At 62.1% G+C, this 23,019-nt stretch carries 28 protein-coding genes and 1 pseudogene; 6 read left to right on the top strand and 23 right to left on the bottom strand.

Features of this window, described 5'->3' with window-relative positions; all coding sequences use genetic code 11:
- Nucleotides 1-25: 25 nt before the first annotated feature.
- The 19 genes from BLU17_RS30910 to BLU17_RS30820 form a co-directional block, all read right to left on the bottom strand.
- The gene (locus tag BLU17_RS30910; RefSeq protein ID WP_092006171.1) at nt 26-310 is read right to left on the bottom strand and encodes a phage tail protein; all 285 of its coding nucleotides are present in this window, start codon (nt 308-310) and stop codon (nt 26-28) included.
- Between the two features lie 2 nt (nt 311-312).
- The gene (locus BLU17_RS30905) at nt 313-1,860 is read right to left on the bottom strand and encodes a phage tail-collar fiber domain-containing protein (protein ID WP_092006168.1); all 1,548 of its coding nucleotides are present in this window, start codon (nt 1,858-1,860) and stop codon (nt 313-315) included.
- A gap of 26 nt (nt 1,861-1,886) precedes the next feature.
- The gene (locus BLU17_RS30900; protein WP_092006163.1) at nt 1,887-4,355 is read right to left on the bottom strand and encodes a hypothetical protein; all 2,469 of its coding nucleotides are present in this window, start codon (nt 4,353-4,355) and stop codon (nt 1,887-1,889) included.
- A complete protein-coding gene (locus BLU17_RS30895; protein ID WP_218137055.1) occupies nt 4,352-5,098 on the bottom strand; it encodes a phage tail protein I in 747 nt (248 codons plus the stop codon). The genes BLU17_RS30900 and BLU17_RS30895 overlap by 4 nt, the downstream gene beginning before the upstream one ends.
- A complete protein-coding gene (locus BLU17_RS30890; RefSeq protein WP_092006158.1) occupies nt 5,028-5,945 on the bottom strand; it encodes a baseplate J/gp47 family protein in 918 nt (305 codons plus the stop codon). The genes BLU17_RS30895 and BLU17_RS30890 overlap by 71 nt, the downstream gene beginning before the upstream one ends.
- Entirely contained in the window at nt 5,942-6,304 is a 363-nt protein-coding gene (locus BLU17_RS30885; RefSeq protein ID WP_092006155.1) for a GPW/gp25 family protein, read from the bottom strand. The genes BLU17_RS30890 and BLU17_RS30885 overlap by 4 nt, the downstream gene beginning before the upstream one ends.
- Nucleotides 6,301-6,951, bottom strand: a complete 651-nt coding sequence (locus BLU17_RS30880) for a phage baseplate assembly protein V (protein WP_092006221.1) — start codon at nt 6,949-6,951, stop codon at nt 6,301-6,303. The genes BLU17_RS30885 and BLU17_RS30880 overlap by 4 nt, the downstream gene beginning before the upstream one ends.
- Before the next feature lie 85 nt (nt 6,952-7,036).
- Nucleotides 7,037-7,498, bottom strand: a complete 462-nt coding sequence (locus tag BLU17_RS30875; protein ID WP_092006152.1) for a phage virion morphogenesis protein — start codon at nt 7,496-7,498, stop codon at nt 7,037-7,039.
- Entirely contained in the window at nt 7,486-7,923 is a 438-nt protein-coding gene (locus BLU17_RS30870) for a phage tail protein (protein WP_092006149.1), read from the bottom strand. Before BLU17_RS30870 ends, BLU17_RS30875 begins: the two co-directional genes overlap by 13 nt.
- Complete coding sequence (gene lysC / locus BLU17_RS33560) at nt 7,916-8,146, bottom strand: Rz1-like lysis system protein LysC (protein WP_245747100.1); 231 nt, start codon at nt 8,144-8,146, stop codon at nt 7,916-7,918. The genes BLU17_RS30870 and lysC overlap by 8 nt, the downstream gene beginning before the upstream one ends.
- Nucleotides 8,040-8,474, bottom strand: coding sequence for a hypothetical protein (locus tag BLU17_RS34125; RefSeq protein ID WP_176929247.1), 435 nt, complete (start codon nt 8,472-8,474; stop codon nt 8,040-8,042). The genes lysC and BLU17_RS34125 overlap by 107 nt, the downstream gene beginning before the upstream one ends.
- A complete protein-coding gene (locus tag BLU17_RS30855) occupies nt 8,471-9,271 on the bottom strand; it encodes an N-acetylmuramidase domain-containing protein (RefSeq protein WP_092006143.1) in 801 nt (266 codons plus the stop codon). The genes BLU17_RS34125 and BLU17_RS30855 overlap by 4 nt, the downstream gene beginning before the upstream one ends.
- A gap of 6 nt (nt 9,272-9,277) precedes the next feature.
- Nucleotides 9,278-9,550: a phage holin family protein gene (locus BLU17_RS30850; RefSeq protein ID WP_092006140.1), complete on the bottom strand. Its 273-nt coding sequence runs from the start codon at nt 9,548-9,550 to the stop codon at nt 9,278-9,280.
- A 3-nt stretch (nt 9,551-9,553) separates the two neighbouring features.
- Complete coding sequence (locus BLU17_RS30845; RefSeq protein ID WP_092006137.1) at nt 9,554-9,895, bottom strand: putative holin; 342 nt, start codon at nt 9,893-9,895, stop codon at nt 9,554-9,556.
- A 16-nt stretch (nt 9,896-9,911) separates the two neighbouring features.
- Nucleotides 9,912-10,121, bottom strand: a complete 210-nt coding sequence (locus BLU17_RS30840) for a tail protein X (RefSeq protein WP_092006134.1) — start codon at nt 10,119-10,121, stop codon at nt 9,912-9,914.
- Nucleotides 10,121-10,612: a head completion/stabilization protein gene (locus BLU17_RS30835; RefSeq protein ID WP_092006131.1), complete on the bottom strand. Its 492-nt coding sequence runs from the start codon at nt 10,610-10,612 to the stop codon at nt 10,121-10,123. Before BLU17_RS30835 ends, BLU17_RS30840 begins: the two co-directional genes overlap by 1 nt.
- A 99-nt stretch (nt 10,613-10,711) precedes the next feature.
- On the bottom strand, nt 10,712-11,392 hold the full coding sequence (gene gpM / locus BLU17_RS30830; protein WP_092006128.1) for a phage terminase small subunit: 681 nt from the start codon (nt 11,390-11,392) through the stop codon (nt 10,712-10,714).
- 2 nt (nt 11,393-11,394) lie between these two features.
- Entirely contained in the window at nt 11,395-12,399 is a 1,005-nt protein-coding gene (locus BLU17_RS30825; protein WP_092006125.1) for a phage major capsid protein, P2 family, read from the bottom strand.
- 40 nt (nt 12,400-12,439) lie between these two features.
- The gene (locus BLU17_RS30820) at nt 12,440-13,324 is read right to left on the bottom strand and encodes a GPO family capsid scaffolding protein (protein WP_245747099.1); all 885 of its coding nucleotides are present in this window, start codon (nt 13,322-13,324) and stop codon (nt 12,440-12,442) included.
- Between the two features lie 340 nt (nt 13,325-13,664).
- Between BLU17_RS30820 and BLU17_RS30815 the strand changes: the two genes are divergently transcribed.
- Nucleotides 13,665-15,446, top strand: a complete 1,782-nt coding sequence (locus tag BLU17_RS30815; protein WP_092006218.1) for a terminase ATPase subunit family protein — start codon at nt 13,665-13,667, stop codon at nt 15,444-15,446.
- A 17-nt stretch (nt 15,447-15,463) separates the two neighbouring features.
- Nucleotides 15,464-16,489, top strand: a complete 1,026-nt coding sequence (locus BLU17_RS30810; protein ID WP_092006215.1) for a phage portal protein — start codon at nt 15,464-15,466, stop codon at nt 16,487-16,489.
- 122 nt (nt 16,490-16,611) lie between these two features.
- Here the strand turns inward: BLU17_RS30810 and BLU17_RS30805 are convergent, their stop codons facing one another.
- A complete protein-coding gene (locus BLU17_RS30805; protein ID WP_092006118.1) occupies nt 16,612-17,370 on the bottom strand; it encodes a replication initiation protein in 759 nt (252 codons plus the stop codon).
- Nucleotides 17,371-19,282: 1,912 nt separating this feature from the next.
- Between BLU17_RS30805 and BLU17_RS30800 the strand changes: the two genes are divergently transcribed.
- The 4 genes from BLU17_RS30800 to BLU17_RS33410 all read left to right on the top strand — a co-directional run bounded on the left by BLU17_RS30800 (nt 19,283) and on the right by BLU17_RS33410 (nt 21,058).
- Complete coding sequence (locus BLU17_RS30800) at nt 19,283-19,933, top strand: AAA family ATPase (RefSeq protein ID WP_092006115.1); 651 nt, start codon at nt 19,283-19,285, stop codon at nt 19,931-19,933.
- A gap of 40 nt (nt 19,934-19,973) precedes the next feature.
- Nucleotides 19,974-20,285, top strand: a complete 312-nt coding sequence (locus tag BLU17_RS30795; protein ID WP_092006112.1) for a ribbon-helix-helix protein, CopG family — start codon at nt 19,974-19,976, stop codon at nt 20,283-20,285.
- Nucleotides 20,286-20,452: 167 nt separating this feature from the next.
- Nucleotides 20,453-20,755 carry a DUF7673 family protein gene (locus tag BLU17_RS30790; protein WP_092006109.1) on the top strand — a complete coding sequence of 101 codons (303 nt, stop codon included), beginning with the start codon at nt 20,453-20,455 and terminating at the stop codon, nt 20,753-20,755.
- Nucleotides 20,756-20,884: 129 nt separating this feature from the next.
- On the top strand, nt 20,885-21,058 hold the full coding sequence (locus BLU17_RS33410) for a hypothetical protein (protein ID WP_176929246.1): 174 nt from the start codon (nt 20,885-20,887) through the stop codon (nt 21,056-21,058).
- 104 nt (nt 21,059-21,162) lie between these two features.
- On the opposite strand, the gene BLU17_RS30785 is transcribed toward BLU17_RS33410, so the two are convergent.
- The 3 genes and pseudogenes from BLU17_RS30785 to BLU17_RS30775 all read right to left on the bottom strand — a co-directional run.
- Nucleotides 21,163-21,366: a hypothetical protein gene (locus BLU17_RS30785; RefSeq protein WP_092006106.1), complete on the bottom strand. Its 204-nt coding sequence runs from the start codon at nt 21,364-21,366 to the stop codon at nt 21,163-21,165.
- A 105-nt stretch (nt 21,367-21,471) separates the two neighbouring features.
- The gene (locus BLU17_RS30780) at nt 21,472-21,717 is read right to left on the bottom strand and encodes a hypothetical protein (RefSeq protein ID WP_245747096.1); all 246 of its coding nucleotides are present in this window, start codon (nt 21,715-21,717) and stop codon (nt 21,472-21,474) included.
- A 14-nt stretch (nt 21,718-21,731) separates the two neighbouring features.
- Nucleotides 21,732-23,019 (bottom strand): annotated as a pseudogene (locus BLU17_RS30775) (toprim domain-containing protein); the annotation flags it as partial.

Raw genomic sequence — 23,019 nt, 5'->3', positions numbered from 1 at the left:
GGGAAACGAGCGAGGCCGCCCGCGCTTACATGCCGACGAGCTCGGCGACTTCGGGATTCGCAGCCAGAAACGCGGCAAGCTTCTTTGCGGCTTCGCTCGCCTGGTCGTTCGTGGTCGGCTTGTTGATCAGCTCCCAGGCGACGCCATTCCAGCGCGGCCATTTGTCATCAGGCCAGCTCGCCGGCGGTGCCGGCTCAACAGCGCGGGCCGGCAACAGGAACACGCCAGGTTCGAGCGGGCTTTCGTCGGCGTCGACTTCACATTGGAACAAGCCGGCGCGGTCGGTTTGATAAACGGTTTTTGTCGTCATGGTCAGTACTTAATGCAGGCCAGAAGAGCGACGTTTCGCGGGCGCGTTTCGGCGCCGCCGGCCGCCGCGACAGTGATGCCGTGCGCATGAGCGCCGGCGGTTTGAACGGTCACGTTGTGCGCGTGATTGCCCTGCACGTCGGTGCCGATCGTGTGCGAGTGGGCGCCGGCGGGGTTTGTCGGTAGCGGGTTGCGTCCAGTACCGTAGTCAGGTTGATCGGTGCCGATCGGCATGCCGTTGTTATCGCTGCCTGCTTGCGCAGAAGCATTCTTCGGCATGCCGTGCTGGTGGTCGCCGACCGCGCTGGTGCCGCCGCCGTGCGCGTGGGCGCCCTGCGTGTCGGTCGACGCCCCGTGCGCGTGATTGCCCTGCGTGTCCGAGCTGGCGCCGTGCGCATGGCTCGCGAACGAATGGCTTTGAGCGCTTCCAAACGCGCGATTGCCGTCCGCGCCTCGGCCGTCATCCCAGCCGCGCGGGAATTCGCCGCGCATGTCGGGCAGGTTGAACGTATTGAAGTTGTCGCCGGCGCCGTAGATGGTCCCAATCTTCGCGAAAAGGGCCGCGTATGCCGTCCGGCTCACGGCCGCACCGTTTGCCTTGAGCCAGCCATTCGGGGCCGTCTGCGAGGCGAAAAAGCCGATCAGCGAGGGCGGGGCCTTGGTGTCGGCTTCTTCCTTGCTGTAGACGCCGAGATTCGTGCGCGCCGTGGCGGCCGATGCGACGTCGGCCAGATTGCGGCTTTGAAGCAACGCACGGTCGGCGCCTGGCTCGTTCTGCACGAAATCGGCCTTGGTGCCGGCAGCGTAAGAGGTCGCGAGCGTGAGCTTGCGCACGTCGGTCGCGTCGGGCGTCCATTGCGACGGCAACAGCCGCGCGCCGGCGATGTAGACGGCAAGCCCTTCGGTTGTGCATTCCGCCAGGGTCACGGCCGTCTGGCTTGCCGCGAGCGTCTGAACTTCTTCGACGATCGACACGATCGCCTCGGCAACGGTCGGATCACCCCATACGGTGTCGCCGTCCGCGTTCGAGTGCTTCTTGAGCACCTGGCCGGTCGTGCCGCCTGGCAACAGATACGGCACGGTGATCGTGTTCGTGATCCATTGCTGGGTTGCGACGGCAACGTTCGGGTCAATCGAGATCGACACGACGCTCGCGTTCGCGACGAGAAATTGCACGCGCACGGCCGTATCGCTAAACGCACCCTCGCTTCCGTCGCCGACCGGCTTATAGGCGGCCGGCACGTTCGAGACGGTGAACATGCCGCCCTGGTCATCGAACACGGCCGCTTCGCGAATCGTAAAGCCGCCTTCCGTTGCCGGCACGATCAGCTCAACCGTAAAGAGCAGGGGATTGTCCGGGTCTTGAAAGACGCGATTAGGTTTTGCGCGATACCGCTCGCGCACGAGCTGCGTCTGATTCTCGTCGGGCGTCGTGTCGTTTCCGTTGCCATCGCCGACCGCCATCGCGACAAGATTGATAGGAACGCCGCTGGTTTCGGATTGCGCGATGCGTTGCAATCCGTACTTGGTGTGTATCGTTTTATAGGCCATTTTTTCGCGTCATTCGGTTAAGAGATTCAGACCGCGATCGTTTCGCCAGTCGTGCGACAGGTCGCGACGACGCGCTCGTCACCCTGATTCACGGTCATCACCGAATCCAGGTTTGCGGAAACGCTTGCGGCTTGTTGCCATGCCCAGCCGCCGCGCCATTCGTAGCTCGCGCCAGCGGCCAGGGGAATGCCGGCGTCGTCGACGATCGCCGCGTGATAGAACTTGGTGTTCGATGCGCCGCCGCCCCGGATGTATGGCCATGTCGACTTGACGTAACGGCCGTCACCGATGCCGAACGCACGATCCATCCATGCGCCGAGCTGCCCGTTGCCCGCGTCCTGAAACACGATCGCCCACACATTGGGGTTGGCCGACTTCGTGCCGCTATTCGTGACGCTGGTGAAAGCCGTGCGCGCGTTGTTCGCGCCGTAGTAGATGAATGTTCCAGCCTGAAATCCGACCGTGAAGGTCTGCGGGCCGTTGTCCTGCAGCATCAGCACATCTTCGAGCGCCTGCACGTGCTTCTTTACGCCGACGATGCCGGGGAACAGGTCGAAACGCACCGTTTCGCGCACCACGTAGCGGCCGAGCGAAACCGTGTTGTAGGCAAAGATTTCATTGACGGCGATCAGCTTGATCGTCGCGGCCACGCCGGCGCTTGCATCAGCGGTGACCGGCGCGCCATCGGCGAGCACGATGAACGAAACATTGCGCGCAGACGGGCCGCCGCTACTGTTGCCGTCAGCCGCGTGATTGCCGCCGGTGTAGTTCTTCGACGTGCTCCCGTCGCCATTGTTGACGGCCGAGAAAATGAGCGGGCCTGCCCAATCGCCGCCGGATGCGTTGTCGACGATGGTTGTCCATGCCGCGATAGATGGATCGCCGAGCGCGGCCCGCAAGACGCGCCGGGTATCCGGTATCGAGTTCGGGCCTTTCGGGCCAAACTCAATCTGGTAAAGCCAGCTTCCAGACCGGAAAATCACGATCAACGTGCCGCCGTTTGCCGTGGAATAGGTCCAGTACAGTCCTTCGTAGTTCCATGCGCCAGCCTGTAGGCCCGTAGAGCGCGGCAGATCCACACATGAGGGGTCTACGATGTACGAATAGCCGTCTTTGGTAGACGCCGAATAGGCATCGACGGTCGTGCCGGCGGCCGGGAGCTGGCTGGCATCGCAGGTGATTTCGATGCGCATGTTCGGGCGCGCCGGCGGATACAGGCGAACCGTCTGAATCCCGCCAGTCGGGCTTATTTGCTGCTGCGCCCCATACACCGAGTCGTCGTAACTCATGAGGATGGTGCGAACCGGGGCAGTCGAATACGTCGCCGCGTCGTACTCTTCGACGATCCAGTCATAGGCCACTACGCCGCTCAACGTTGCGCCGTTCTGCTGGTAGGCAACGCGATACACCTTCGTTGCATCGCCATTGATGATTTTCACGCCGAGTACAAGCGCATTCATCGCCGCGTTCGCGTTCGAGGTTACGCCGCCGCGAGTCGCAGCCTTGAGCGGGTAGACCTTGCCCGAATTGATCGACATGGAGTCGACCGTGATAGACGATGCAGGCGCACTCTGCACGTAGCACGACGGGTCGATGATCCATGACCACGCGGGCCGGGAGTTGCTGCTGTTGGAATCGATAGAGCCGCCCGACGCGGGGAGCTGTGCCGCGTCGATCGTAATGTCGAATCGAAGGTTAGGGCGCTGTACCGGTGCGATGGTGATTGTCTGAATCCCGCCATTGCGGTCGATGCTCGGCGCCGGGTTCGTGTAGTTCTGGATAACCACGTAGCCCGCGTCAGTCGTCGCGAAGTCTGCAGCGCTATGCTCCGTGAGCGTCCAACTGAACGGGCTACCGCTACCGACCGCCGCCTCGTTGGTCTGGTAGCCAATTCGGTAGTACTTGCCCGCTTCGGCGCCGCGAACCGACACTTTCAGAATCAGATTGTTCCACTGCGTCATTGCCGCCGACGTGGTGCCGGCGCGCGTCATGCTCCGCAACGGGTAAGCCTTGCCGCGATTGATGGATAGTGCGTCCAGCGCCGAGCTGGGGTAACGCGTCTTTTCGGTGGCAACGCCGCTCACATTCTGATAGAGGATCAGCGAGTCCTGTGCGTTGGAGACCGGCACACTGAAATACTGGCCGTTCGTCGTGTTCGCCAGGCCGGTAGTGGTATCGGCGTAGACTTTTCCGGCGAGAGCCGCCGCCGAGGCCGATGCGGCAGCCGCATCAGCGCTCGCACTTGCCGCACTCGCGCGCGTCGTCGCGATACCGGCCTGATTGGTTGCCGTGGTTGCCTGGGCGGTCGCGCTCGCGAGCACGCCGGCGGCCGACTGGTTGATTTCCGCGTCCTTGTCGGCGATCAGCTTCGCCGGCGATCGTACAGGGCCGCCGCCGAAATCGACGGTCGCTTGTGCGTCGCCCTTTACCCAGGAGTCGACGTTCGATTCGTTGGTTTGGAAGCGCGCAACTCGGCTATTCAGTGCGTCAGTCATTGTTGTTTCCAGGAATTAGAGGGCATTTCGGCGCGAACTATCGTGTCGAGCTGGTCGAGCGCGCCGACCGTGCTTGCTTCGCCGTAGTGCATCGCATCGAGCATCAGGTCGTAAGCAAACGAGCCGTCCGAATATTGCGGGCCGTCAAACGGCACGGTGATTTCGTGGCCGACAGTGCATACGCCGGCGAGGATCGGGCCGCCGCGCGTCGTCACAGACGGCCGCACGCGAACCAGGTGCGATCGCAAATTCTTGTATCGGTCGATCAGCTCAAGAATGCGAGTGAGCGCCGCTTGATCAATGCCGGTCTGGTTGCTATCGAGCAGCACGTCGAACGTGCCAGGATCGCCGGCCGGAATCTGGTTAAACCACTCCTGCACAACGATGTCGTAACCGAGCGCGGCGAGTGCGCGTTTGACTGAGCCGATCGTGCCTTTGTGCTTTTGCACGAAAAGCGCATTCTTGATCGCGCTGCGCTTCTGCGCTTCGCTCCAGTCGCTATCCCATTCGTCGACGCCGAAACCCCAGGCGAGCCAGGGCAGTAACGCGACCGGGCAGGCATCGGGATTCCACATATCCCGAACCGGCGTCGGAATGTCCGAGATACGCGCGCCGACCTGTTCAAGTCGACGCTCGGTCGCCGTCGCGTTCGGGGGCAGCAACGAAGGTGCGTTAGACATTGGATTGCACCGTCGTCGTGATCGTGATGCCGATGCAGTAGGCCGCCTGTCCTTCCGAAACAACGATGTTCGCCGCCGGCGTCGTGAGGTTGACTTGTGCGACGCCGGTTTGATGCAGCGCCTTGAAAATGCCGGATAGCGCGACGTCAGCACCGTTCATGTGCGTCGCGTCGGCATAGGCTTGCGCGGCCGCTTGCGCGAGGTCTTTCACCGTGCTCGCGTCGGGGCCATCCTGCAATACGAGCTCGGCCGCGATCGCGTATTCGATGATCGATGCCGATTGCACGTCGACTTGATCGGTCATCGGCCGAACGATTTCATCGTTGAGCGCGGCTTTCACTTTCGCGATCAGCGCGTCATCGGCCGCCCCGTTGCCGGTGCGCGAAAGCACGTAGACCATGACTTGACACGGGGCAGGGCTCACGGCCGAGGCGTCTTTCACCTGGCCATCGGCCGACAACGCGTGATAGACGTAACTGCCTTTGCTTCCGGCAGTCGTATAGCCTTGAAAAGAGAGCTGCGCGCGCTTGCGCAAGTCGGTGTTGCTTTCCTTCACGGCCGCAGTCGGCGGGGTCGTGGTGTCGTCGGCCGGCGTGATCGTGAGGCGCTCGACGCCGAGATTTGCCGTGACTTGATCGAGGTCGCCGTCCATCGCGAACGCGAGCAACACCGCGTAGCACGCGTCATTGACGCGGGTGCGCAAGATCAGCTCTCGGTAGGTGTTCTCCTGCAGCGACACGGCGAGCGGCTCGCTTTCAAGTTCAAGCGTCGCGGCGACCGTCGCTTGCTCGTCGGCCGGATACAGCGCGATCAGCGCGGCCTTGCGCTCGGCATAGAGCGTCTCGAATTCGAGCAGCTCAACGACAGCCGGCGCCGGCAGCAACGAAAGGTCGATAGCACTCGCGGTCATACGCTGGTTCCAGTTGTGAGCGTCACGCTCGTTGAGGCGGTTTCGCCGGTTTCTGTCGTGGTGCCTTCAATCTCGATCACCTGCACGCCGGCGCCGATATCGGTCGTGTCGGTCGAGAGCTGCACGCGCGTCAGCTTCAGGCGTGGCTCCCACTTCATCAGCGCGGTCGCGACGGCCGCATACAGGCGCACGCGAGTCGCACCGTTGTTCGGTGCGTCGACGAGCTCGGGCAGCTCCGAGCCGAAGTCACGGCGCGCGATACGCGTGCCGACCGGCGTCGTGAGAATCCGCGCGATCGATTGATAGAGGTGATCGAGGCCGGCGATCGCGCGGCCGGTCGTGTGGTTCATGCCTTTCATTGCGGTTCGCTCACGAGGTTGCCGTCGCCTTGCTCGCGGTGCGAGTGGTGCGGGAGACTGATGCCGGCCGACTTCACTTCGCCGGTGAAATCCGCCGCGCCGTCGATTTGCATGGTCGAGCCGGTGCCGCCGGCGCCGGTCATTCCAGACTGGAAAGCGAGCGGGCCTTGCACAGTCAGCGACTTCGTTACGGTTGTGTCGCCGTCGAGCGTGATCGCGTCGGCTTTCACGTTGGCCGTCTGCGTGATCACGTTGACCGCAACAGGGCAATTCACATTGATCGTCGCACCAGCCGGCAAGGTCACGTCGAGCTCGTGCGTGGCGAAGTCGTATTGCACGATCGCGCCGTCGCGGTATTTGCGGACATGCTTGTTCGGGTCGGTGCTCGGGGGCGGGAAGTCTTCGGAGTAATAGCCGCGAAGTGCGACGGCTTGAGCCGGGTCGCCGCTCGGGCATAGCAGCATGACGCCTTCGTTGAGCGTCGGCGCAAGCCAGTCGGCGTTGTCGCCGGCGAACAGCGCGAACCATTGAATCCAGTCCGTTTCGAGATCACCGCTTGCGACGCGGCAGAGCGCGCCTTGCACGGCTATCACATAGCCCTTGCGGCAGCCGTTCAGAAATTGACGTTGGGATTCGTTGGCGTTCATGTGCTCAATCTTGCCGAGCACACACGCGCGCGTCACCAAGGCGCGATTGTTCGCGCCTTGGGTACATAGTTAGAAAGGCGAAATACTATTTGACGAGGTGCTTGAGCAGCACGTCGCGCACGATATCGAGGTCGGTGTCGGAGAAACCGAGCAGCACACGCGCCGGGTATTTGTATTCGGGGCCGTTCGGCGCGATGCGATCGCTTTCGCCGAACTGGTGAATACGTGCGACGCGTGCGACGCGGCCGACGAAACCGATCGCAACGCCTTCCGAGTCAACATCGGCGCGCAGATAGCGTGCCTGGCGAATGCGCGCGAACATCGCCCCGCGCTTGATGCGGCCGGCCTTGTCGCGCAGGTGCTTTTTGGGGCGAGGCTTGCGCGCGGTGTAGGCGGTGCCGTCCGGGTTGCGTTGCTGTGCGATGCGCGTCTGTTGGCTCTTGCGCAGCTCGCGCGCGACGTCGCGCAGTGCCGCGCGTCGGGCGGGGCCGTCGAGCTGCGCGAGCAGGCCGCCCGCCCATGATTCGAGCGCGCTTAGTTCGTCCATGTGAGGCCGTCGACGTTCCATTCATACACAGGCTCGTCGACGTGCGTGATCGTGCGCGTGCCGGCGTCGTCAGTCTTCACAATGACGCTTTCGGTGAGCTGCAGCTTGATCGACACGTCGCACGTCGTTTGCGTGAGGTGATCGACTTCGAACGCAATGCCGTTTTTACGCGTGTCGTCATTCATCACCAGGTCGGGTTGATTGAGCTGTACCCAGGCGATCAGCGCGACAAACAGCTCGTCTGCATCGCCGGCGAAGTCGGTGACGATCACATTCAGCGTGTAGCTGTACTGGAACGAGAGCGACGGCGCGGCCGTCGCGATGATCTTGCCGGTGTCGACGAACACGAGCAGCTTGTCGGGGTCCGCCTGCAGCGCCGGCACGGCGTCAGCGATCGCCGCGCGAAAGGAAATCGCCTTATTCATGGTCGGGGCCGGGAGAGGAAAGGGCTTTCGACTGGCAGTCGATCACGGTGTCGACGGTCGCCGCGCATGCCGCCCATGCAGCGCGCGCCGCGTCGAGCGACTTGAGCAAGTCGCCATTAACGCGCGGGCGTTGCGCTGGCAGGGCGCACGGGGCTACCGGTAAGCATGTCCGCGATATAACCATCGGCGCCGGTGATATCGGGGCTTGCGTACATGCTTGCAACGTCGTCAGGCAGAGGGCTATCAGCCCAGGCGCGAACCTTTTCATTTTGGCGTTTGAGAGTGTCGAGTTCGGTTTGTCGGGCCGAGAGCGACGCGGCGACTTGCCGGCGTTTTGTCTCGAGCTGGGCGAGCTGCGCGGCCTGGTCGCGCGCATTTTGCTCGAGCTGGGCGATCGTGGCGTCGCGCTGGCCGACCAGGGCTTGCGCGGTGCTCGCCGCGCCTTGCGCTTCGGCGAGCTCGGCGCGCAGCGTCTTCACGTAAAGCAAGCCGCCCGCGATCGCGAGCACGAGCGCGGCGATCGCGACCAGGCGCACGGCGATCGCATTCATGCCGCCGCCTTTTCGAGCCGCGCGTAACGCTCGAACGCCTGGGCGAGCTTCGCGTCGTACAGATTGCGCGCGAAATCCGGGCCGTTGTAGCGCCTGGCGAAGTCTGCCCAGGCCTGACCCTTCAGCGCCACGAGCAAGCCGGCATCGGCCGCGACAAAGCGCACGAACGCGTCGAGCTGGTCGACCTCCGACCGATACATGCACGACACATAGTCGTCGATGCTCGAATAGGCGAGTTTCTTCCAGTGATACCCCATGATTTGAAACGCGCCCCATGACGCCGACTCGCGGGCCGCGTCCGGGTGGATGCGAACGGCCGCGGCGAGCCGGTCGAATTCCGCAGCGCCGCCCATATACCCGCCGCGCGTCGCCGAAACGATGTTCGGATATTTCGCCGCGAGCGCGTCGGCGTCGATGCCGCGCGATTTGAGGCCGGCATAGAACACATGCCGCTCGAACAGAATGACCGGTCGACCGTCCGTCATGAACCCTTGTCCGCGCGATTCGACTTCGTTGACCGCGCGGATCGCCGGAACCGGCACGCCGAGCGTCGCGGCCGACTTCACGAGCTCGGCATCGGTGAGATGCACGCCGAGCGCGACGCCTGGCAATGCGATCAGCGTTTTCGGGCCGGCAATGCCGTCGACAACCAGCCCGCGCGCACGCTGTAGGGCCATCACAGCGGCTTCGGTTGCGTCGTCGAATACATGGGTCACGTCGACGGAAAAGCCGGCGCGCGTGAGGCGTTTTTGCAGTAACACGACGTCATCGCCGACGTCACCGTGTCTCAGGATCATCGTTACTTACTCCAGGTGAGGCCGCAGCAGCCGCGCGACGTTACCGCGCGAGCCGAACACGAGCACGGCAAAAAGGGCAGCTCGTGCAGCTTCGAACAGTCCGACAGCTTTCGCGTTGATCACGAGCTCGATCGCCGAGCCGCCGAGCGCGACGAGCAGCAGCCAGGCGAACCATGAAACGTGATGCCGGTGCCGCGCGCCGTCGCGACGATACGCGAGGATGCGCAGCGCCGCGACGCTGTACGCAATCAGGGCGATCAGGGCGAAAGGGGTGTGCATGGGTCAACCCTTCCTGAAAAGCGACAGCAGGTCGAAAGACTTGACGCGCTCGATCAGTTGCAGCGTCACGGTGATCGCGAGCGCTGCAGCAAAGAACGCAGCGACGCCGGTGCTCGTGATCGGCGTATGACTCACCACGTCGGGTGCGGCCAGATAGCCGACGATCAGGGAAATCACGAGATACGCGAATCGCTTGCCGATCGACAGGTCTTTCGACGTGACGACGACGAGCGCGGCGCCCGTAAATGCGCCGATCAGCGCATTGCCGTCGATGCCAGGAAACAGGCTTGCGAAGCCAATGCCGGCCGATACAGCGGCGAGCGCGGTGCTACTAGGTTCGGCCATAGTCGGCGACTCCTGGTTAGTCCCACAGGTTGACGAGGGGGGTAGTCGGTTGCTCGTTCGTGAGGTCGGGCATGTCAACGGGCGTGCCGATCGGCAGCACAGGGCCGTAATCGGCGAGGCCGGGATTCGTTTCCAGCGTCGCTTCGACCGCGCCGGCCGTGTAGCCATAGAAGCGAAAACAGATCGCGTCGACGGTGTCGCCTTGCTGAGAGTAGATGCGCGCCATCAGATCAGCTCGATCGTGGTACGCGCGAGGCCGCGCATGTCGTTGATCGCGTTGCGCGCGTTGCGCCGGTCGGCGTCGATCGTCGTCATGCGCTCGTCAGCGTCGGCCGCGCCCGATTTCGTACTATCGAAATCGCGGTACTTCTCGGTCAGGTCGGCACGCGCGAGGAAATAGACAGCGCGGCGATAGCGGGAGAGCTGCACGCTTTCGCCGCCGATCGAATCGGCCGGCACGTCGGCGAGCTGCGCGGCGCCGGCCGCTTCCTGCGTCGCTCGCCAGCTCGCGAGCTCGCGATTCACGTCGTCGATCGCGGCGATCACAGCCTCACGCAGCCGCGCATGCGTCACGGTGCCATCGAGCCGCACGTCTTCGCGCATGCGGCCGAGGTCGATAGAGGGAAACCAGGCGATGTTTTCAACGATCAGATCGGTCGGAGCCGGGGGGGGCTCGGGCGTGATGCTTGGTGCAGAGATCGCGTTAAAACTCGTCATGGTTTCAGCTCGGAAATAGTGGGCGGTGGGCCGGCGTCGGAACGCGTACCGATCAGGTGTTGCGTTCGTCAGCCGGCGCCGCCCAGCCGGGGGGGCTCTTTACTTGCGGCCGGCGTCGCCGCCGGCCGCATCGCGGGCTTTCTCAAGCCGCGCAATGTCCTGCTTTACGCCGGCGCGCGAATCGAGTGCGAGCGCGCGGCATAGGTGTTCGAATGCTGCCGTGTTGTCGCCGGCAATCTCGGCGGCATAGCCGGCCGCCTTGTGCAGCTTCGCGCGCACCTGGTCGTGCATGTCGGCCGACGCGGTGAGCTGCGCGACTTCTTCGAGCTGCGCGCGGTCGAACGTCTCGCGACGCTTGAACGCAGCAATTGCGGCTTCGGCGAATTCTTCGGCGATCGCGGTCGCGAGCGGCCGGTCGTACTGGTCGGGCATCGTCATGCGGTGCTTGAGCGCATACCGCGCGATATCGAGCGCGCCGGCATAGTCGCCCGCGTCGATTCGCCAAACGAGAATGGTCGTCAAGACGTCGTCTTGCGCGCCCCGCCCGCCCGCCAGTGCGCCCGCGACATAGTCGACATACTCGGGCAGCAGCTCGGCGCGCTTCACGTCGATCTTTTTCTGAATCGACGCGATCGACTTCAAACGTTTCTTGTCGATCGCGAGCTTCGCAAGCATCAGCTCGTAAGCGCTCGCGCCGGCGAGGGATTCGCCAGGCGCGGCCGAAGCCGCAGCCTTTTCGGCCATGACGCGGTGATAGTGGCGTTGGGCAGGGCTTCGCATCGTTACACCTGTTCGATGTTTTCGATCAGGCAAGCGGCGCCGAAGTCTTCGACGACATACGCCTCATTGCTCGATTCGAAATTCTCGATGCGATCGCGCGACGCGTTGTCGACGATCGTGCGGCGACGCGAGCCGTCCTGGTAGTAAATCGACAGGTTGTCCAGGCGCGTGACGAGCAGCTTGTCGGCCGGGAAGTAAGGCACGGTGACAGCCGGCAAGCCGCCGATGCGCTTCTGACTCACGATCATGTCGGCCGCCGCCTGTTCGGTCGGCTTGTTGTCCTGATTCAGAATCGGGAAATACTTGTCGTGCATCAGCGAACGGCCGCAGACCGCGACGAGCTGCGTGTCTTCTCGATACCAGGGTTCGATCAGGCTGTTGACTGCGTCGTACACCAGGGCGTCGAGATTCGCATAGTCGCCCGTCGCGCCGATCTTGACGTGACCGGCCGTTGCGCCGCCCGTCATCACGCGCGCAGCAGCTTCGGCGCGCATGTGCTGCAGCCAGCCCAGGTTGACGTCCTGCAGCAGCGGATTCGTTGCGCGATCCGAGGTTGCCGCACGCGACGTGCCGTTGAAACCGATCGTGATGCGATCGAGCGCCATGCGTTGCACGATCGCATCGCGCAAACGCGTCTGAAAGTCGGGGAATTTCGCCCAGGCGTCGAGCGTCGCATAGCGAACGTGCGAGTCGAAATTCGTTTGCGTCGCGTTGTACTTCTGGCTATCGAGCGACAGCACGTCGGCCGTCGTGCGGGCCGTCGCCGTGGTGTCGGTCGTGCTCGCGATCGAGCCGCCGACGCCGAGGCCGAGCTTTTCGCCCTGTTGCTCGGTCACGCCGATCACATTGATCTTGCTGAGAAACGTGCTCGATTCCTGAATCTTGGTTTCAAGCTTTTGTTGCACGCTCGGGTCGACGGTGAATTTCTCCGTCGCCAGGGGAACGCTGTTGAGCTTCGCGATCGCGGCCAGGTAGGCGTTAAACGCAACGCGGGTTTTGTTCTGCATTGTATGAGGCTCCGAAAAGTCGAAAGAGAGGCCGGGGGCTTTAGCAGTCGGTTTCGATCACGCCAGCGCCGCCGCCCTGCGCGACCGGGCGAACCGGTTGACCGTTGCCGGTGTTCGAGAGCTGCGTTTGCAGATCGGCGAACGCTTTGCGATCGCGCTCGGCAGCGGCCGACAGCTCGGCGACTTGCGTTTCGAGTGCGGCGACGCGTGAGGTGCTCGCGGTGAGGGCTTCGGCCTGGGTTGCGCCGTGCGTGGCGAGCGATTCGACGGCTTGCGTGACGTCGGCAAAGCGGGCGTCATCGGTCGCGCCTTGCTTCTTCACGCGGCCGAGCAGCTCGGCGACGCGGGTGAACAGCGACGGCGTTTCGGGCTCCTTTTCCGGGGTGAATTCAATCACCGTCTCGTCGGCCGCCGTGAACAGGTTGTTCGGCGATACCTTGCGCGAGGCGAACGGGTTCGCATTCGGGTTTTGAGCGGCGAACGAAAGAATCTCGGTGCCGAGGCTCGCGGGGCTATCCGTCACGGCCAGGCCGATCAGATAGGCCTGTTTCGTGTCCGCGAAAGACGGGTCGACTTCGCACGACGTGTAAATCTTTTGCTTGGCCTTCGTCATCGCGACGAGCTCGGGCGTCGGTGCGATCGACGCATACAGACCGAGCTTGCCGGCAAGCGGGCCGGTTTCATCGCGCGTTTCGAGCGCGAGCACGTCGCCGTATGCCTTGAACGGGCCATCGGGCACGATGCCGCGAATGTGTTCGAGATTCACACGCGCGCCGTACAGCTCGGGAGAGTAGTTCTTTGCCATCTGCGTGAGCCATTCACGCGAGATAGACCGGCCGTCGCTCGTCGCACCTTCGACGGCGATGCGGAACATCTTCGTCGCGGCGAGCTTCGTTTCTACCGGCTTGACAGAGCCGATCGCCATGCCGGCCAGGCCGAGCGCGCCGATGCCGGCGCCGTGCTCGGCGATCGTGCCGACCAGGTCGGCGTGATTGAGAACGGTGCTCGCGACGAGCTGCGCCGCGTGTGCGTCCATCGTGAAAGCGAACGCGATCGCCGCAACGGCGAAAGACATAAGCGACAGCCTGCGTTTGTGCATCGTAAGTTCTCCGACAGAGGTGCGAGGTAAGGGGCGACAAGGGGTTAAGCACGAGTCCATATCTTGCGATCGCGCGCGCCTTGTCTCAACGGTAGACGATTGTTTTCGCTTTGGGGACAAAGGCTTAGGCGTGATTACGCGCGCGCGACACGCGAAACTTGCCGCCATGATCGAAACCGCCGATGTGAAACCCGTTCTCGAATCCAATGCCGATCCGCGACGCATTGCGCGCGCGCTTTACTGGCAGGGTTGGCGCATCACGTCGATCGCGCGGCATATGGAGCTCAAGCGCGCGACCGTTGAGGCATGGAAGCAGCGCGACGAGTGGGACAAGGCAACGCCGATCGAGCGCATCGAGTCGTCTCTTGAAACACGCCTTGCGGTGCTCATTGCGAAGGATGAGAAAGACGGCCGCGACTTCAAAGAGATTGACTTGCTCGGGCGTCAGGTTGAACGCCTGGCGCGTGTTCGCAAGTACGATGAAACAGGGAAAGAGAGCGACTTAAACCCGAATATCGAGGCACGCAACAAAGCGCCACGCAAAGAGAAAGCGCCGCGCAACGCGATCAGCGAGGAACAGGCCGAAAAGATTCGCGAGGCGTTTCTCGATTCGCTTTTCGACTATCAGAAGGTCTGGTATCGGCAAGGTCATCAGCGCACGCGCAACATTCTCAAGTCGCGGCAGATCGGCGCGACGTGGTATTTCGCACGCGAGGCACTCGACGACGCGATCGCAACCGGCCGCAATCAGATTTTCCTTTCGGCGAGCAAGGCGCAAGCGCACGTCTTTCGACAGTACATTTGCCAGTTCGCGCGCGAGGCCGCCGACGTCGAGCTCACAGGCGAGCCGATCGTGCTCGCGAATGAGGCGATTCTTTACTTTCTCGGCACGAACGCGCGCACCGCTCAGTCGTATCACGGCAACTTCTATTTCGACGAGTACTTCTGGACCGGCGGTTTCCGCGAGCTCAACAAGGTCGCGTCGGGCATGGCGATGCACAAGAAATGGCGCAAGACGTATTTCTCAACGCCATCGGCTATCAGCCATCCGGCCTATACGTTCTGGAATGGCGAGCACTTCAATCGCGGCCGTGCGAAAGCCGATCACCTGCACTTGGACGTTACGCACCGCGCGCTCGCCGGCGGCCGGCTTTGCGAGGATCGGCAATGGCGGCAGATCGTCACCGTTGAGGATGCCTTAGCCGGCGGGTGCGACCTGTTCGATATCGACGAGCTGCGTCTCGAATACAGCGCACAGGATTACGCGAATCTCCTGATGTGCCAGTTTATCGACGACACGGCGTCGATCTTTCCGCTCGCCGATCTACAGCGCGGCATGGTCGATTCGTGGGTCGAGTGGGCCGACGATTTCAAGCCGCTCGCGCCCCGCCCTTTCGGTTTCCGGCCGGTATGGGTCGGCTACGATCCCGCGCTTTCTGGCGACTCGGCCGGCCTGATTGTCGTGGCGCCGCCGGCCGTGCCGGGTGGCAAGTTTCGCGTACTGCACAAGCAACAGTTTCGCGGCATGGATTTCGAAGGTCAGGCCGAGGCGATTCGCGCGATCACGCAGCAATACAACGTCGCCTATATGGCGATCGACACGACCGGAATCGGCCAGGGCGTCTATCAGCTCGTCAAACAGTTCTATCCGCTCGCGGTCGCGCTCAACTACAGCCCGGAAGTGAAAAGCCGACTCGTTCTGAAAGGCTTGTCGGTGATCGGCAAGGGCCGACTCGAATTCGATGCCGGCTGGACCGACCTGGCTCAATCGTTCATGGCGATCCGAAAGACCATGACGGCGAGCGGAAAGAAAGTCACCTATGAGGCAAGCCGCAACGAGGAAACCGGCCATGCAGATTTGGCATGGGCTTGTCTGCATGCGCTCGATAACGAGCCGCTTGAGGGTGTGACCAACAAAAATTCGGGCTTTATGGAGTTTTCAACGTGAGCAAGCGAAAGCGCTACATGCACGCCGCAACGCCGGCGCCGGCCGCACCGTCTGTGTCGACGTCGACCAGGACTGAAGTGTTCTCGTTTGGCGATCCGATTCCGGTCATGGATCGCGCCGAGATTCTTGACTACGTCGAAACGTGGGCGGCCGGCGAATGGTTCGAGCCGCCGATTTCATGGTCGGGCCTGGCGAAGTCGTTTCGAGCTGGCGTACATCACGGCAGCGCCCTTTATTTCAAGCGCAACGTGCTCTCGTCGACGTTCATTCCGCACAAGTTGCTCACGCGCGAGGAGTTCGACAAATGGGCGCTTGACGAGCTGGTGTTCGGCAACGCGTATCTCGAACGGCGCGACAATCAGCTCGGCAAGCCGATCGCGCTCAAGCGCGCGCCGGCGAAGTACATGCGCCGCAAAACCGACCTGGTGAATTTCGTACAGATCGACGGCTGGCAGCAATCGCACGCGTTCGCGACCGGCACGATCCATCACCTGATGGAGCCCGACATTAACCAGGAAGTGTATGGCTTGCCTGAATATCTCGGCGCGCTCAACTCGGCCTGGTTGAATGAGTCGGCGACGCTCTTTCGGCGGAAGTACTACGAGAACGGATCACATGCCGGCTTCATCCTGTACATGACCGATGCCGCGCAGAATCAAGACGACGTCGACGCGATGCGTGATGCCTTGAAGCGAAGCAAGGGGCCGGGGAATTTCCGCAATCTGTTCATGTACGCGCCGAACGGCAAGAAAGACGGCATCCAGCTCATTCCGGTTTCCGAGGTCACGGCGAAAGACGAGTTTTTCAACATCAAGAATGTCACGCGCGACGACTTGCTCGCCGCGCATCGCATCCCGCCGCAGCTCATGGGCATCGTGCCGAGCAATACTGGCGGTTTCGGCGCGGCCGACAAGGCCGCCGAGGTGTTCGGCGTCAATGAGATTGCGCCGTTGCAACGCCGCTTCACGCAGCTCAACGACTGGATCGGCGATGAGGTCGTGCGCTTCAATCCGTACAGCGTCGCGCCAGTGCAGACGAATTGACTGATGAATGCGCCCGAATTCTATTCGGACATTTTTGCGGTTTACGCTCTGTAAGCCTTGCGTAACAAGGCTTACAGAATGCAAGAGGGACAATTCTATTCGGACATTTTTGCGGTGACGGCTCAGAAAAGAGCGGTCTGAGGATTCGGCCGAAACTTGAATTCGAGGCCGATTACCTTGCGGCCGGCGCGTCGCACTTCCCATTCGATTTCGAGGCCGTTCTTTTCGGTCAGCTCCTTAACGGCAGGTTCGATCACGCGCACACGCAAGGCTTTGAAGTCGACGACACAGCTTTGCGGTACGTCCATCGCGCGATGAAAGTCTTCGATCGTCGCGATATAGCGGCCGGTATCTTTCCACGACTGCAGACACTCGAACAAACGCCAGCTATAGGCAGATCGAAGCGCAGCGGCCTGTTTCAGTTTGTAAGACGTGAATTCCTTGCGCAGACCGTACAGGTGCGGCACAACTTCGTGCCACCAGTGCAGCTCTACCCATCCCTCACCCTTGTGATACTTGACGCCACCGACCCATCGGAATTTATGTTCTTCGGGGCCTTTGCGCGTCTCGCGCGTCGCGCGCACGTATCGGTTAAACAGCTTGTCGCTTGCGTCACGCAGTTGCGTATAGGCCGTGTCGAGGTCGACATCGAACGTTTCGGCGTACTCGGCCGCCGACAGTCGGACCGTCCAGGCGCCGTCGCGCACGAGAGGCACGCCAGCCGGCAGTGAGTCGATTTTCGAGATGCACGCCGAGATAAGCCTTTTCTCGGCCAGCAACAGGCTATGAGCTGCGCGCGTGAGCGCATTGCTCATGTTCACGTTCTTTTCGGCGATCGGCGCGTCGAGATCCATCGTCAGCGCTGCGCGTTGCTTCTTCATTCGGACACCCTTGCGGTTATTCGGACAACATCATACGAAGACCGATTGTGTTTATTCGTACATCGTTTGTCAAGTGTCCTGATTCAGTGGTGTGAAAGTCGCCGCTCGTGCCTGTGGATAGCACCGCAAAAATGTCCGACAAACCGCAAAAAGTGTCCTGATAGACCGCAGAAATGTCCGAATAGTCGCCCGCAAACCCGCGCCGGTATTGGGTTTGCGGGTTCTTAAAAACGATGAGAAACGAAATACAAGAAACCGCGCGCGAAAAATGCGATCGCAGCGTGGGTTTTAACCCCACCCCCCCGCGCTACGCGCTCCGCCCCGTGAGGGGCCAACAAGTGCGCGCTCCGCGCGTCACTTGACGATCAGACCACATATCCAGACGAACGAAGGCCGCGCACGCTGGCGCGGCCGTGATCCATCACCGTTCACGCATCACTCATGGCTCGTCGAGCTGCACACGCCACCCTTTCAAAAGCGTCGCGCATCAAAGGCATTCGCGTCGATGGTCTAAGGGCCTGACGCGGCGATGCCGCGCCATTCCCTAAGACCGGCATAAATCGCGCTCGCCGCGTCGCTGCGCGCCACGCCGACCGCTCAAGCCGGATCGCGTGCGATCCATCGGTGATGCGCTCGTTGATGCGCGCCCGCCTACAGGTTAAGCAGATAGGGGGCCGCCCCGCCCTTCCGGCTCGCGACGAGCTCACCGGCATGCAACGGCCGGAAAGACCAGGTCGGCGAGGCGGTCGAGCAGGGCTGGTCGACGCCGAACGGCCGACGCGATTAGCGGGCCTGTAACGGCTCGGGCATTCAGGGGTCGCCGGGGCTTGCCGGGGCGCGCACGAGGCCGTCAGCGGGCCGCTTGGCGGTCGGCAAGGGGTCGGCGAGGGCCGGGGGACCGGCCGGCGAGGCGGGGTTTTACGCGAGGCCGGCGTCCGAATTTCGCAGTCACCCCTCCGCGCCTGCAGCTTTCTTGGGTCTCTCTTTTTCTTGCGGCCGACGCCTGCGACGTGTGGGCCGAGCTGGGGCGGGTTTCGTGGCGATTTCGAGCCGGCTGGCGTGATGCGGTTCGATGCGCGTAGAGGCCGATTTGATGCCATCGCGAGTGCGCGCGGAATTCGATAGCGGCGAAAAGCCAGGACTTAGGCGTTGCGGCCAGCGGACACGCAGAACACAACGGGGATTCGGGGATTGCGGGGATTGAGTGCGTAAGTCGTTGATAGATAAGGAATCTCAATCCCCCAACAATCCCCCAAAACGCCTAAAAAAATTGGGGAAAGTTGGGGATGAAAAAATAGGCAGTCAAAAAATCCGGGGAAAAACAGGGGTGCTTATGGGGATGCGCGCATTTCCTCTTTCCATGCTTATTCTTCTTTCTTTTCAATGATTTATTAGAGAGAGAGAGTAAGGGGCGAGAAAGCAGCGTTGGGGAAAAATCGGGCGAAGTTGGGGAAAACCGGGCGTCTGTTGGGGATGGTGTCTCTACAAGAATCAATGACTTAGCGGAAAAATGAGCCGGAATCCCCGCGTTTTTTGCGCTGCATGGTGCCATATCGAGAAAGGCAGGGCAGGAAGCGGCTGGCCGGCTGGCTTCTCGTCGGCCGCCGGTCTCGCGCTCGATCGCGGCCGGCGCCGGGCCCTGGTCGAGCACGAGCACGTCGGCGAGCTGGCGCGCGCGATGCGATCACGAGCAGCTCGGCCGCCCCGCTTCTCTCACTTGCCCCGTCGACGCGGGCGAGTGTGCGCGCGCGCGTCGACGGCCGCCCTACCCCACCGGCCGCGCATCGCGTTCATATCGTGTTGATATCAAGTTAGGATGAACATATAATCGGTATCTAGTTGGTATCGTTTATGTGTTAAGTTGATATCAACATGATGCGAAGGTAATACAAACTTTATTGGAGCGTGAAAAATGATTTTTACGGTCGGGAATAGCAAGGGCGGGGTCGGTAAATCGACGTGTGCTGTGCAGCTCGCGCTAGGGTTGGCGATCGAGGGCGCGCGGGTCTGGTTGATCGACGGCGATCGGCAGGAAACAAGCCTTAGCGCGATCACCGCGCGAGCCGAAAGCGGCCGGCCGATGATTTCCGCGTCCGCTTATGCCGAGGGCGCGACGCTGCGCGCGCAGGTGATGCAGCAGCGCGGCAATTACGATCATGTCGTGATCGACGCCGGCGGCCGTGATTCGACCGCATTGCGGGCCGCGCTCACGGTCAGCGACGCCGTGCTCATTCCTTTCCTTCCTCGCTCATTCGATGTGTGGGCGTTGGCTGATATCGCGCAGATTGTCGACGAGTCGCGCGCGGTCGCCGACTTGCGCGCATTCGCGTTCGTCAATCGTGCCGACCCTCAAAGCGCGGATAACCGCGAGGCGGCCGAGGCAGTCGCCGAGTATCCGGGGCTTGAGTTGCTTGATGTGCGTGTGAGCGATCGCAAGGCATTTGCCAACGCGAGCGGCGCGGGCTTGCATGTCGAGGAAATGAAGCGGCGCGATCAGCGTGCGTGTGCTGAAATCGATCGGCTTCGCGGGGCGTTCTTCGCGTCCATGTTGACTGTAAGTTAATATCAAGTAGATATCGAGTTGATAGCGAGGTAATAGCAAAATGGGTATCACGAAGCGGCCGACGCCGACAAAGGCCGATCCAGCGGCGATAGAGAAATTCATCAATAGCGCGCCCGACGCGAAAGGGCAGGGAGCCGCCGCGCTCGCCGCGCCGGCTCCCGTCGCAGCTCCGACGACGACCAAGCCGGTGCGCGTCGTTTCAGCGAGCACGCGAAAGCATCCGATCAGCTTGACAATTGACGCGGGTATCCTTGCACGCATGGATGAGGCGGCCGCCGCGCGCGGTCTGAGTCGAGCGGCCGCGATCGCCGACGCATGCGCAGACTGGCTCAAGAGCAAAGAGGGCGCATGAGACTCGCCGCGGCTGTTGTGGCGATCGCCGCGGTGCTCGAAATCGCGTTCGCGTTAGCATGGCCCGCGATCGCCGACGCGAGCGATACGTGTCAGCTAGACGACGAAAAAATTTGCGTCGAGTCGATTGGTTGGCTTGAACGATAACCGTAACCAAAGGGGTAAGGGATGAGCGTAAAGATCAGCGAAATGCAGCGCGAAGCGTTGGAAAGACTGTTGGAAATCGCGCAAGGTGACACGGGGCAAAGCCGACGCGTCGCCGACTTCTTGCTCGCGTGGTGGAATTCGGGTTCGTGCGGCAGTTACGACATTACGAACGGTTGGGCGGTCGACACGGCGATCGCCGAAGATATCTGTACGGTGTTTCGCTTGGCGACGTTCGCGGGTAGCTATCCCGATACGCTCGGCTACGGGCCGCAATTCGAGGCAGTCGTGCGGGCGTGGCGGCCGGAGCTGATTACGAAAGGCTAGGCCAAAAAAAGGCCGCACGAGCTGGCCAAAAGGTAAGGCATGGGCATTCATCAGGCCGCCGGCGCGAGAGCGTCAGCGGCCTTTTTGGTGAGAGAATCCGCAGAATCGCGAAAACGAGGGGTGAATGTAATGAGTGTAGAAGGCATCGACGCGCAGCGCTTGCGCGAAGTCCGAGAGAACGCACAAGAGGCAGCGCGTGCGGAATATTTCGACAGCAGACCGGCGAAATGTCCATATCCAAGCTGGACTAAAGAGGCCGAGGAATGGAAAAAGGCTTTTGACCTGGAATCGAGGATTTGCTGAGAACCGGCCGTGTCACGGCAAAAAAACGGCCGCACGAGGCGGCCAAAGGGTAAGGCAGGGGGGATTCGATAGGGCCGCCGGCGTTGATCGCCTGGCGGCCTTTTTCATGGTGCGGCGCGCTTGATCATTGCTTGCGGAATCATGCCGAATTGAGGGATGCCGAGTTGTGCGTCGAGCACGGCGCGCTTGATCAGTACTTCAGCCACGTCGTGCGGCATCGGTCCGAACGCCGTGACCGGCGTGTGTGCGTGCGTGATCATCCATACCGTTTCAGTGATCTTGCGCGCGCGTGCTTTCGTGGTCTGCATGGTCTTCCTTTCGTAGCTTGCAGGCGGGCCGCACAGGCGGCCGGCGGGTGTTGGTCTAGGGTAAGGCCGCCGGCGGCCGTCTCGCGGTCCGTCAGCGGGCCAATTTCAGTGCTTTCGTGCGCACTCCTTGCGCCAGGCGATATACGGCTTGCGCAAGTACTCGTGAAAACGCCATGCGGCTTCCTGATTGGTCGCCAGCTCGCTTCGCGAATCGACTTCGCACACGAGCCGGATGAATTCCGCCGCTTGTTCCTCCGTCACAAAGTCGATATGCGGCGTGAAGGTCGAGACGAATTCGCGAAAGGTGTGATCGCGGGGCAGGGTGCCGGCCAGTTGGGTCAGGCTTTGCATTGCATCGTCTCCGGTCAGTTTTCGCGCACGTGGTCGATACGGAAACCGACGTTGAGGCCGAATTCGTTGAGCGCCGGCAGCGACAGCGCGGCGAGGTGACGGATGCGCTTCGAGAAAATGGTGCGCTCGATTTCCTTGTCGCCGCCGCGCATCACGCCGGCCGCCGCGAGCTGGCGCTTGAACACGGTCGCCGTCTTGACCGGCAGGCCGTTCCACTTCTCACGCAACGAGGTCGACGTCGACAGGTGATCCATGATGTGACCGGGTTGCAGCAGCAGACAGTCTTCGTCGCCGATCGTCTCGAACCTGTACGGGTGCTTGAAATTGCCGTTGTCGATTTCCGAGAGCGCCGTTTCCATGATCCAGACCCAGGGCGAGCGGTCCGAGCTGGTCTCGGAAATGTGCGAGTTCATCTCGGCGACGAGGTCGGCGGGAAAGTTGCCTTCGCCGGTGTCCAGATCAGCGAATTCGCACAGGTATCGCCAGGCGAGCATGACGGCCGCATAGTTCGCCGCCATGCGCTTCGCACCGTCGTCGTCGCCGCCGGCGCGGCTTTTTTCGAGGCAGCGCGCGCGCAGATCGGCGTATTTGGCGAGCACGTCGCGCTTGTCGAGGCCGGCGAGAAAGTCGATCCAGTCACGAACCGGAAAGCGCGGCAGGTCATCGGGCATCATCGGGCCTTTCTTGCCGGTGAGATTCGTGCGCACGAGCTTGCCGAGCAGCGAGCGAACCGGCACGTCTTCGCCGGCCAGAAGCACAGGCGCGCTCAACAGATATTCCGTCATGTCGGCGCCGCGCCGGCTCACCGTGTACTGGTAGTTTTCCTGCAGCAAGCCGACCGCCTTGTCGATCACGTCTTGCCGGCGTGCGCTCAGTTCTTCCCAGCCGACCGGGTGCGATGTGTGGCTGATGCTCGTGACAAGCCGGAATTCGGTTTGCAGCGACTGGCCTGAAAACATCGTGAAGGCAATCGAGCGTTCGAGCCGCTTGATCAGTGTCGACTTGCCGGCGCCCTTGTCGGCTTGCAGGGTCATGTGCGGCCAGAAACCGAGCAGCGCTTTCAGGTGTCCGCCGAGCGCCCACACGAGCGCGATCGTCGCGGCGTTCTGCTTGAACGTTTTCTGATATTCGAGTACGACACGGCGCGCATCATGGCGCGAGCCGGTCGGGAACGTCAGGTTGTGATACGGGCATTGCTTCTCGGCGTCGGTGAAATAGCAGTCGGGGCCTTCGTTGACGGCGAGCTTGCCATCGCGCCAGGCGAGGCCGACGAAGTTCGCCGCGTTGCGTGCGCCGAGGTCG

Source organism: Paraburkholderia lycopersici (assembly GCF_900096975.1).
Classification (GTDB): domain Bacteria; phylum Pseudomonadota; class Gammaproteobacteria; order Burkholderiales; family Burkholderiaceae; genus Paraburkholderia; species Paraburkholderia lycopersici.
Note: the sequence above shows the minus strand (reverse complement) of the source record. Positions and strands in the feature narration are given on the sequence as shown.

Excerpts from the sequence above, each read along its gene's own strand:
- BLU17_RS30905 (WP_092006168.1), bottom strand. The coding sequence starts at position 1,860 with ATGGCCTATAAAACGATACACACCAAGTACGGATTGCAACGCATCGCG.
- BLU17_RS33410 (WP_176929246.1), top strand. The coding sequence starts at position 20,885 with ATGAGTGTAGAAGGCATCGACGCGCAGCGCTTGCGCGAAGTCCGAGAG.
- BLU17_RS30875 (WP_092006152.1), bottom strand. The coding sequence starts at position 7,498 with ATGGACGAACTAAGCGCGCTCGAATCATGGGCGGGCGGCCTGCTCGCG.
- BLU17_RS30805 (WP_092006118.1), bottom strand. The coding sequence starts at position 17,370 with ATGAAGAAGCAACGCGCAGCGCTGACGATGGATCTCGACGCGCCGATC.
- BLU17_RS30890 (WP_092006158.1), bottom strand. The coding sequence starts at position 5,945 with ATGACCGCGAGTGCTATCGACCTTTCGTTGCTGCCGGCGCCGGCTGTC.
- BLU17_RS30815 (WP_092006218.1), top strand. The coding sequence starts at position 13,665 with ATGATCGAAACCGCCGATGTGAAACCCGTTCTCGAATCCAATGCCGAT.
- BLU17_RS30885 (WP_092006155.1), bottom strand. The coding sequence starts at position 6,304 with ATGAAAGGCATGAACCACACGACCGGCCGCGCGATCGCCGGCCTCGAT.
- BLU17_RS30870 (WP_092006149.1), bottom strand. The coding sequence starts at position 7,923 with ATGAATAAGGCGATTTCCTTTCGCGCGGCGATCGCTGACGCCGTGCCG.
- BLU17_RS30840 (WP_092006134.1), bottom strand. The coding sequence starts at position 10,121 with ATGGCGCGCATCTACTCTCAGCAAGGCGACACCGTCGACGCGATCTGT.
- BLU17_RS30850 (WP_092006140.1), bottom strand. The coding sequence starts at position 9,550 with ATGCACACCCCTTTCGCCCTGATCGCCCTGATTGCGTACAGCGTCGCG.
- BLU17_RS30880 (WP_092006221.1), bottom strand. The coding sequence starts at position 6,951 with ATGAACGCCAACGAATCCCAACGTCAATTTCTGAACGGCTGCCGCAAG.
- BLU17_RS30910 (WP_092006171.1), bottom strand. The coding sequence starts at position 310 with ATGACGACAAAAACCGTTTATCAAACCGACCGCGCCGGCTTGTTCCAA.
- BLU17_RS30785 (WP_092006106.1), bottom strand. The coding sequence starts at position 21,366 with ATGCAGACCACGAAAGCACGCGCGCGCAAGATCACTGAAACGGTATGG.
- BLU17_RS30800 (WP_092006115.1), top strand. The coding sequence starts at position 19,283 with ATGATTTTTACGGTCGGGAATAGCAAGGGCGGGGTCGGTAAATCGACG.
- BLU17_RS30780 (WP_245747096.1), bottom strand. The coding sequence starts at position 21,717 with ATGCAAAGCCTGACCCAACTGGCCGGCACCCTGCCCCGCGATCACACC.
- BLU17_RS30900 (WP_092006163.1), bottom strand. The coding sequence starts at position 4,355 with ATGACTGACGCACTGAATAGCCGAGTTGCGCGCTTCCAAACCAACGAA.
- BLU17_RS30820 (WP_245747099.1), bottom strand. The coding sequence starts at position 13,324 with ATGGCGATCGGCTCTGTCAAGCCGGTAGAAACGAAGCTCGCCGCGACG.
- BLU17_RS30825 (WP_092006125.1), bottom strand. The coding sequence starts at position 12,399 with ATGCAGAACAAAACCCGCGTTGCGTTTAACGCCTACCTGGCCGCGATC.
- BLU17_RS30790 (WP_092006109.1), top strand. The coding sequence starts at position 20,453 with ATGAGCGTAAAGATCAGCGAAATGCAGCGCGAAGCGTTGGAAAGACTG.
- BLU17_RS34125 (WP_176929247.1), bottom strand. The coding sequence starts at position 8,474 with ATGAATGCGATCGCCGTGCGCCTGGTCGCGATCGCCGCGCTCGTGCTC.
- BLU17_RS30835 (WP_092006131.1), bottom strand. The coding sequence starts at position 10,612 with ATGACGAGTTTTAACGCGATCTCTGCACCAAGCATCACGCCCGAGCCC.
- BLU17_RS30845 (WP_092006137.1), bottom strand. The coding sequence starts at position 9,895 with ATGGCCGAACCTAGTAGCACCGCGCTCGCCGCTGTATCGGCCGGCATT.
- gpM (WP_092006128.1), bottom strand. The coding sequence starts at position 11,392 with ATGCGAAGCCCTGCCCAACGCCACTATCACCGCGTCATGGCCGAAAAG.
- BLU17_RS30795 (WP_092006112.1), top strand. The coding sequence starts at position 19,974 with ATGGGTATCACGAAGCGGCCGACGCCGACAAAGGCCGATCCAGCGGCG.
- BLU17_RS30810 (WP_092006215.1), top strand. The coding sequence starts at position 15,464 with ATGCACGCCGCAACGCCGGCGCCGGCCGCACCGTCTGTGTCGACGTCG.
- BLU17_RS30855 (WP_092006143.1), bottom strand. The coding sequence starts at position 9,271 with ATGATCCTGAGACACGGTGACGTCGGCGATGACGTCGTGTTACTGCAA.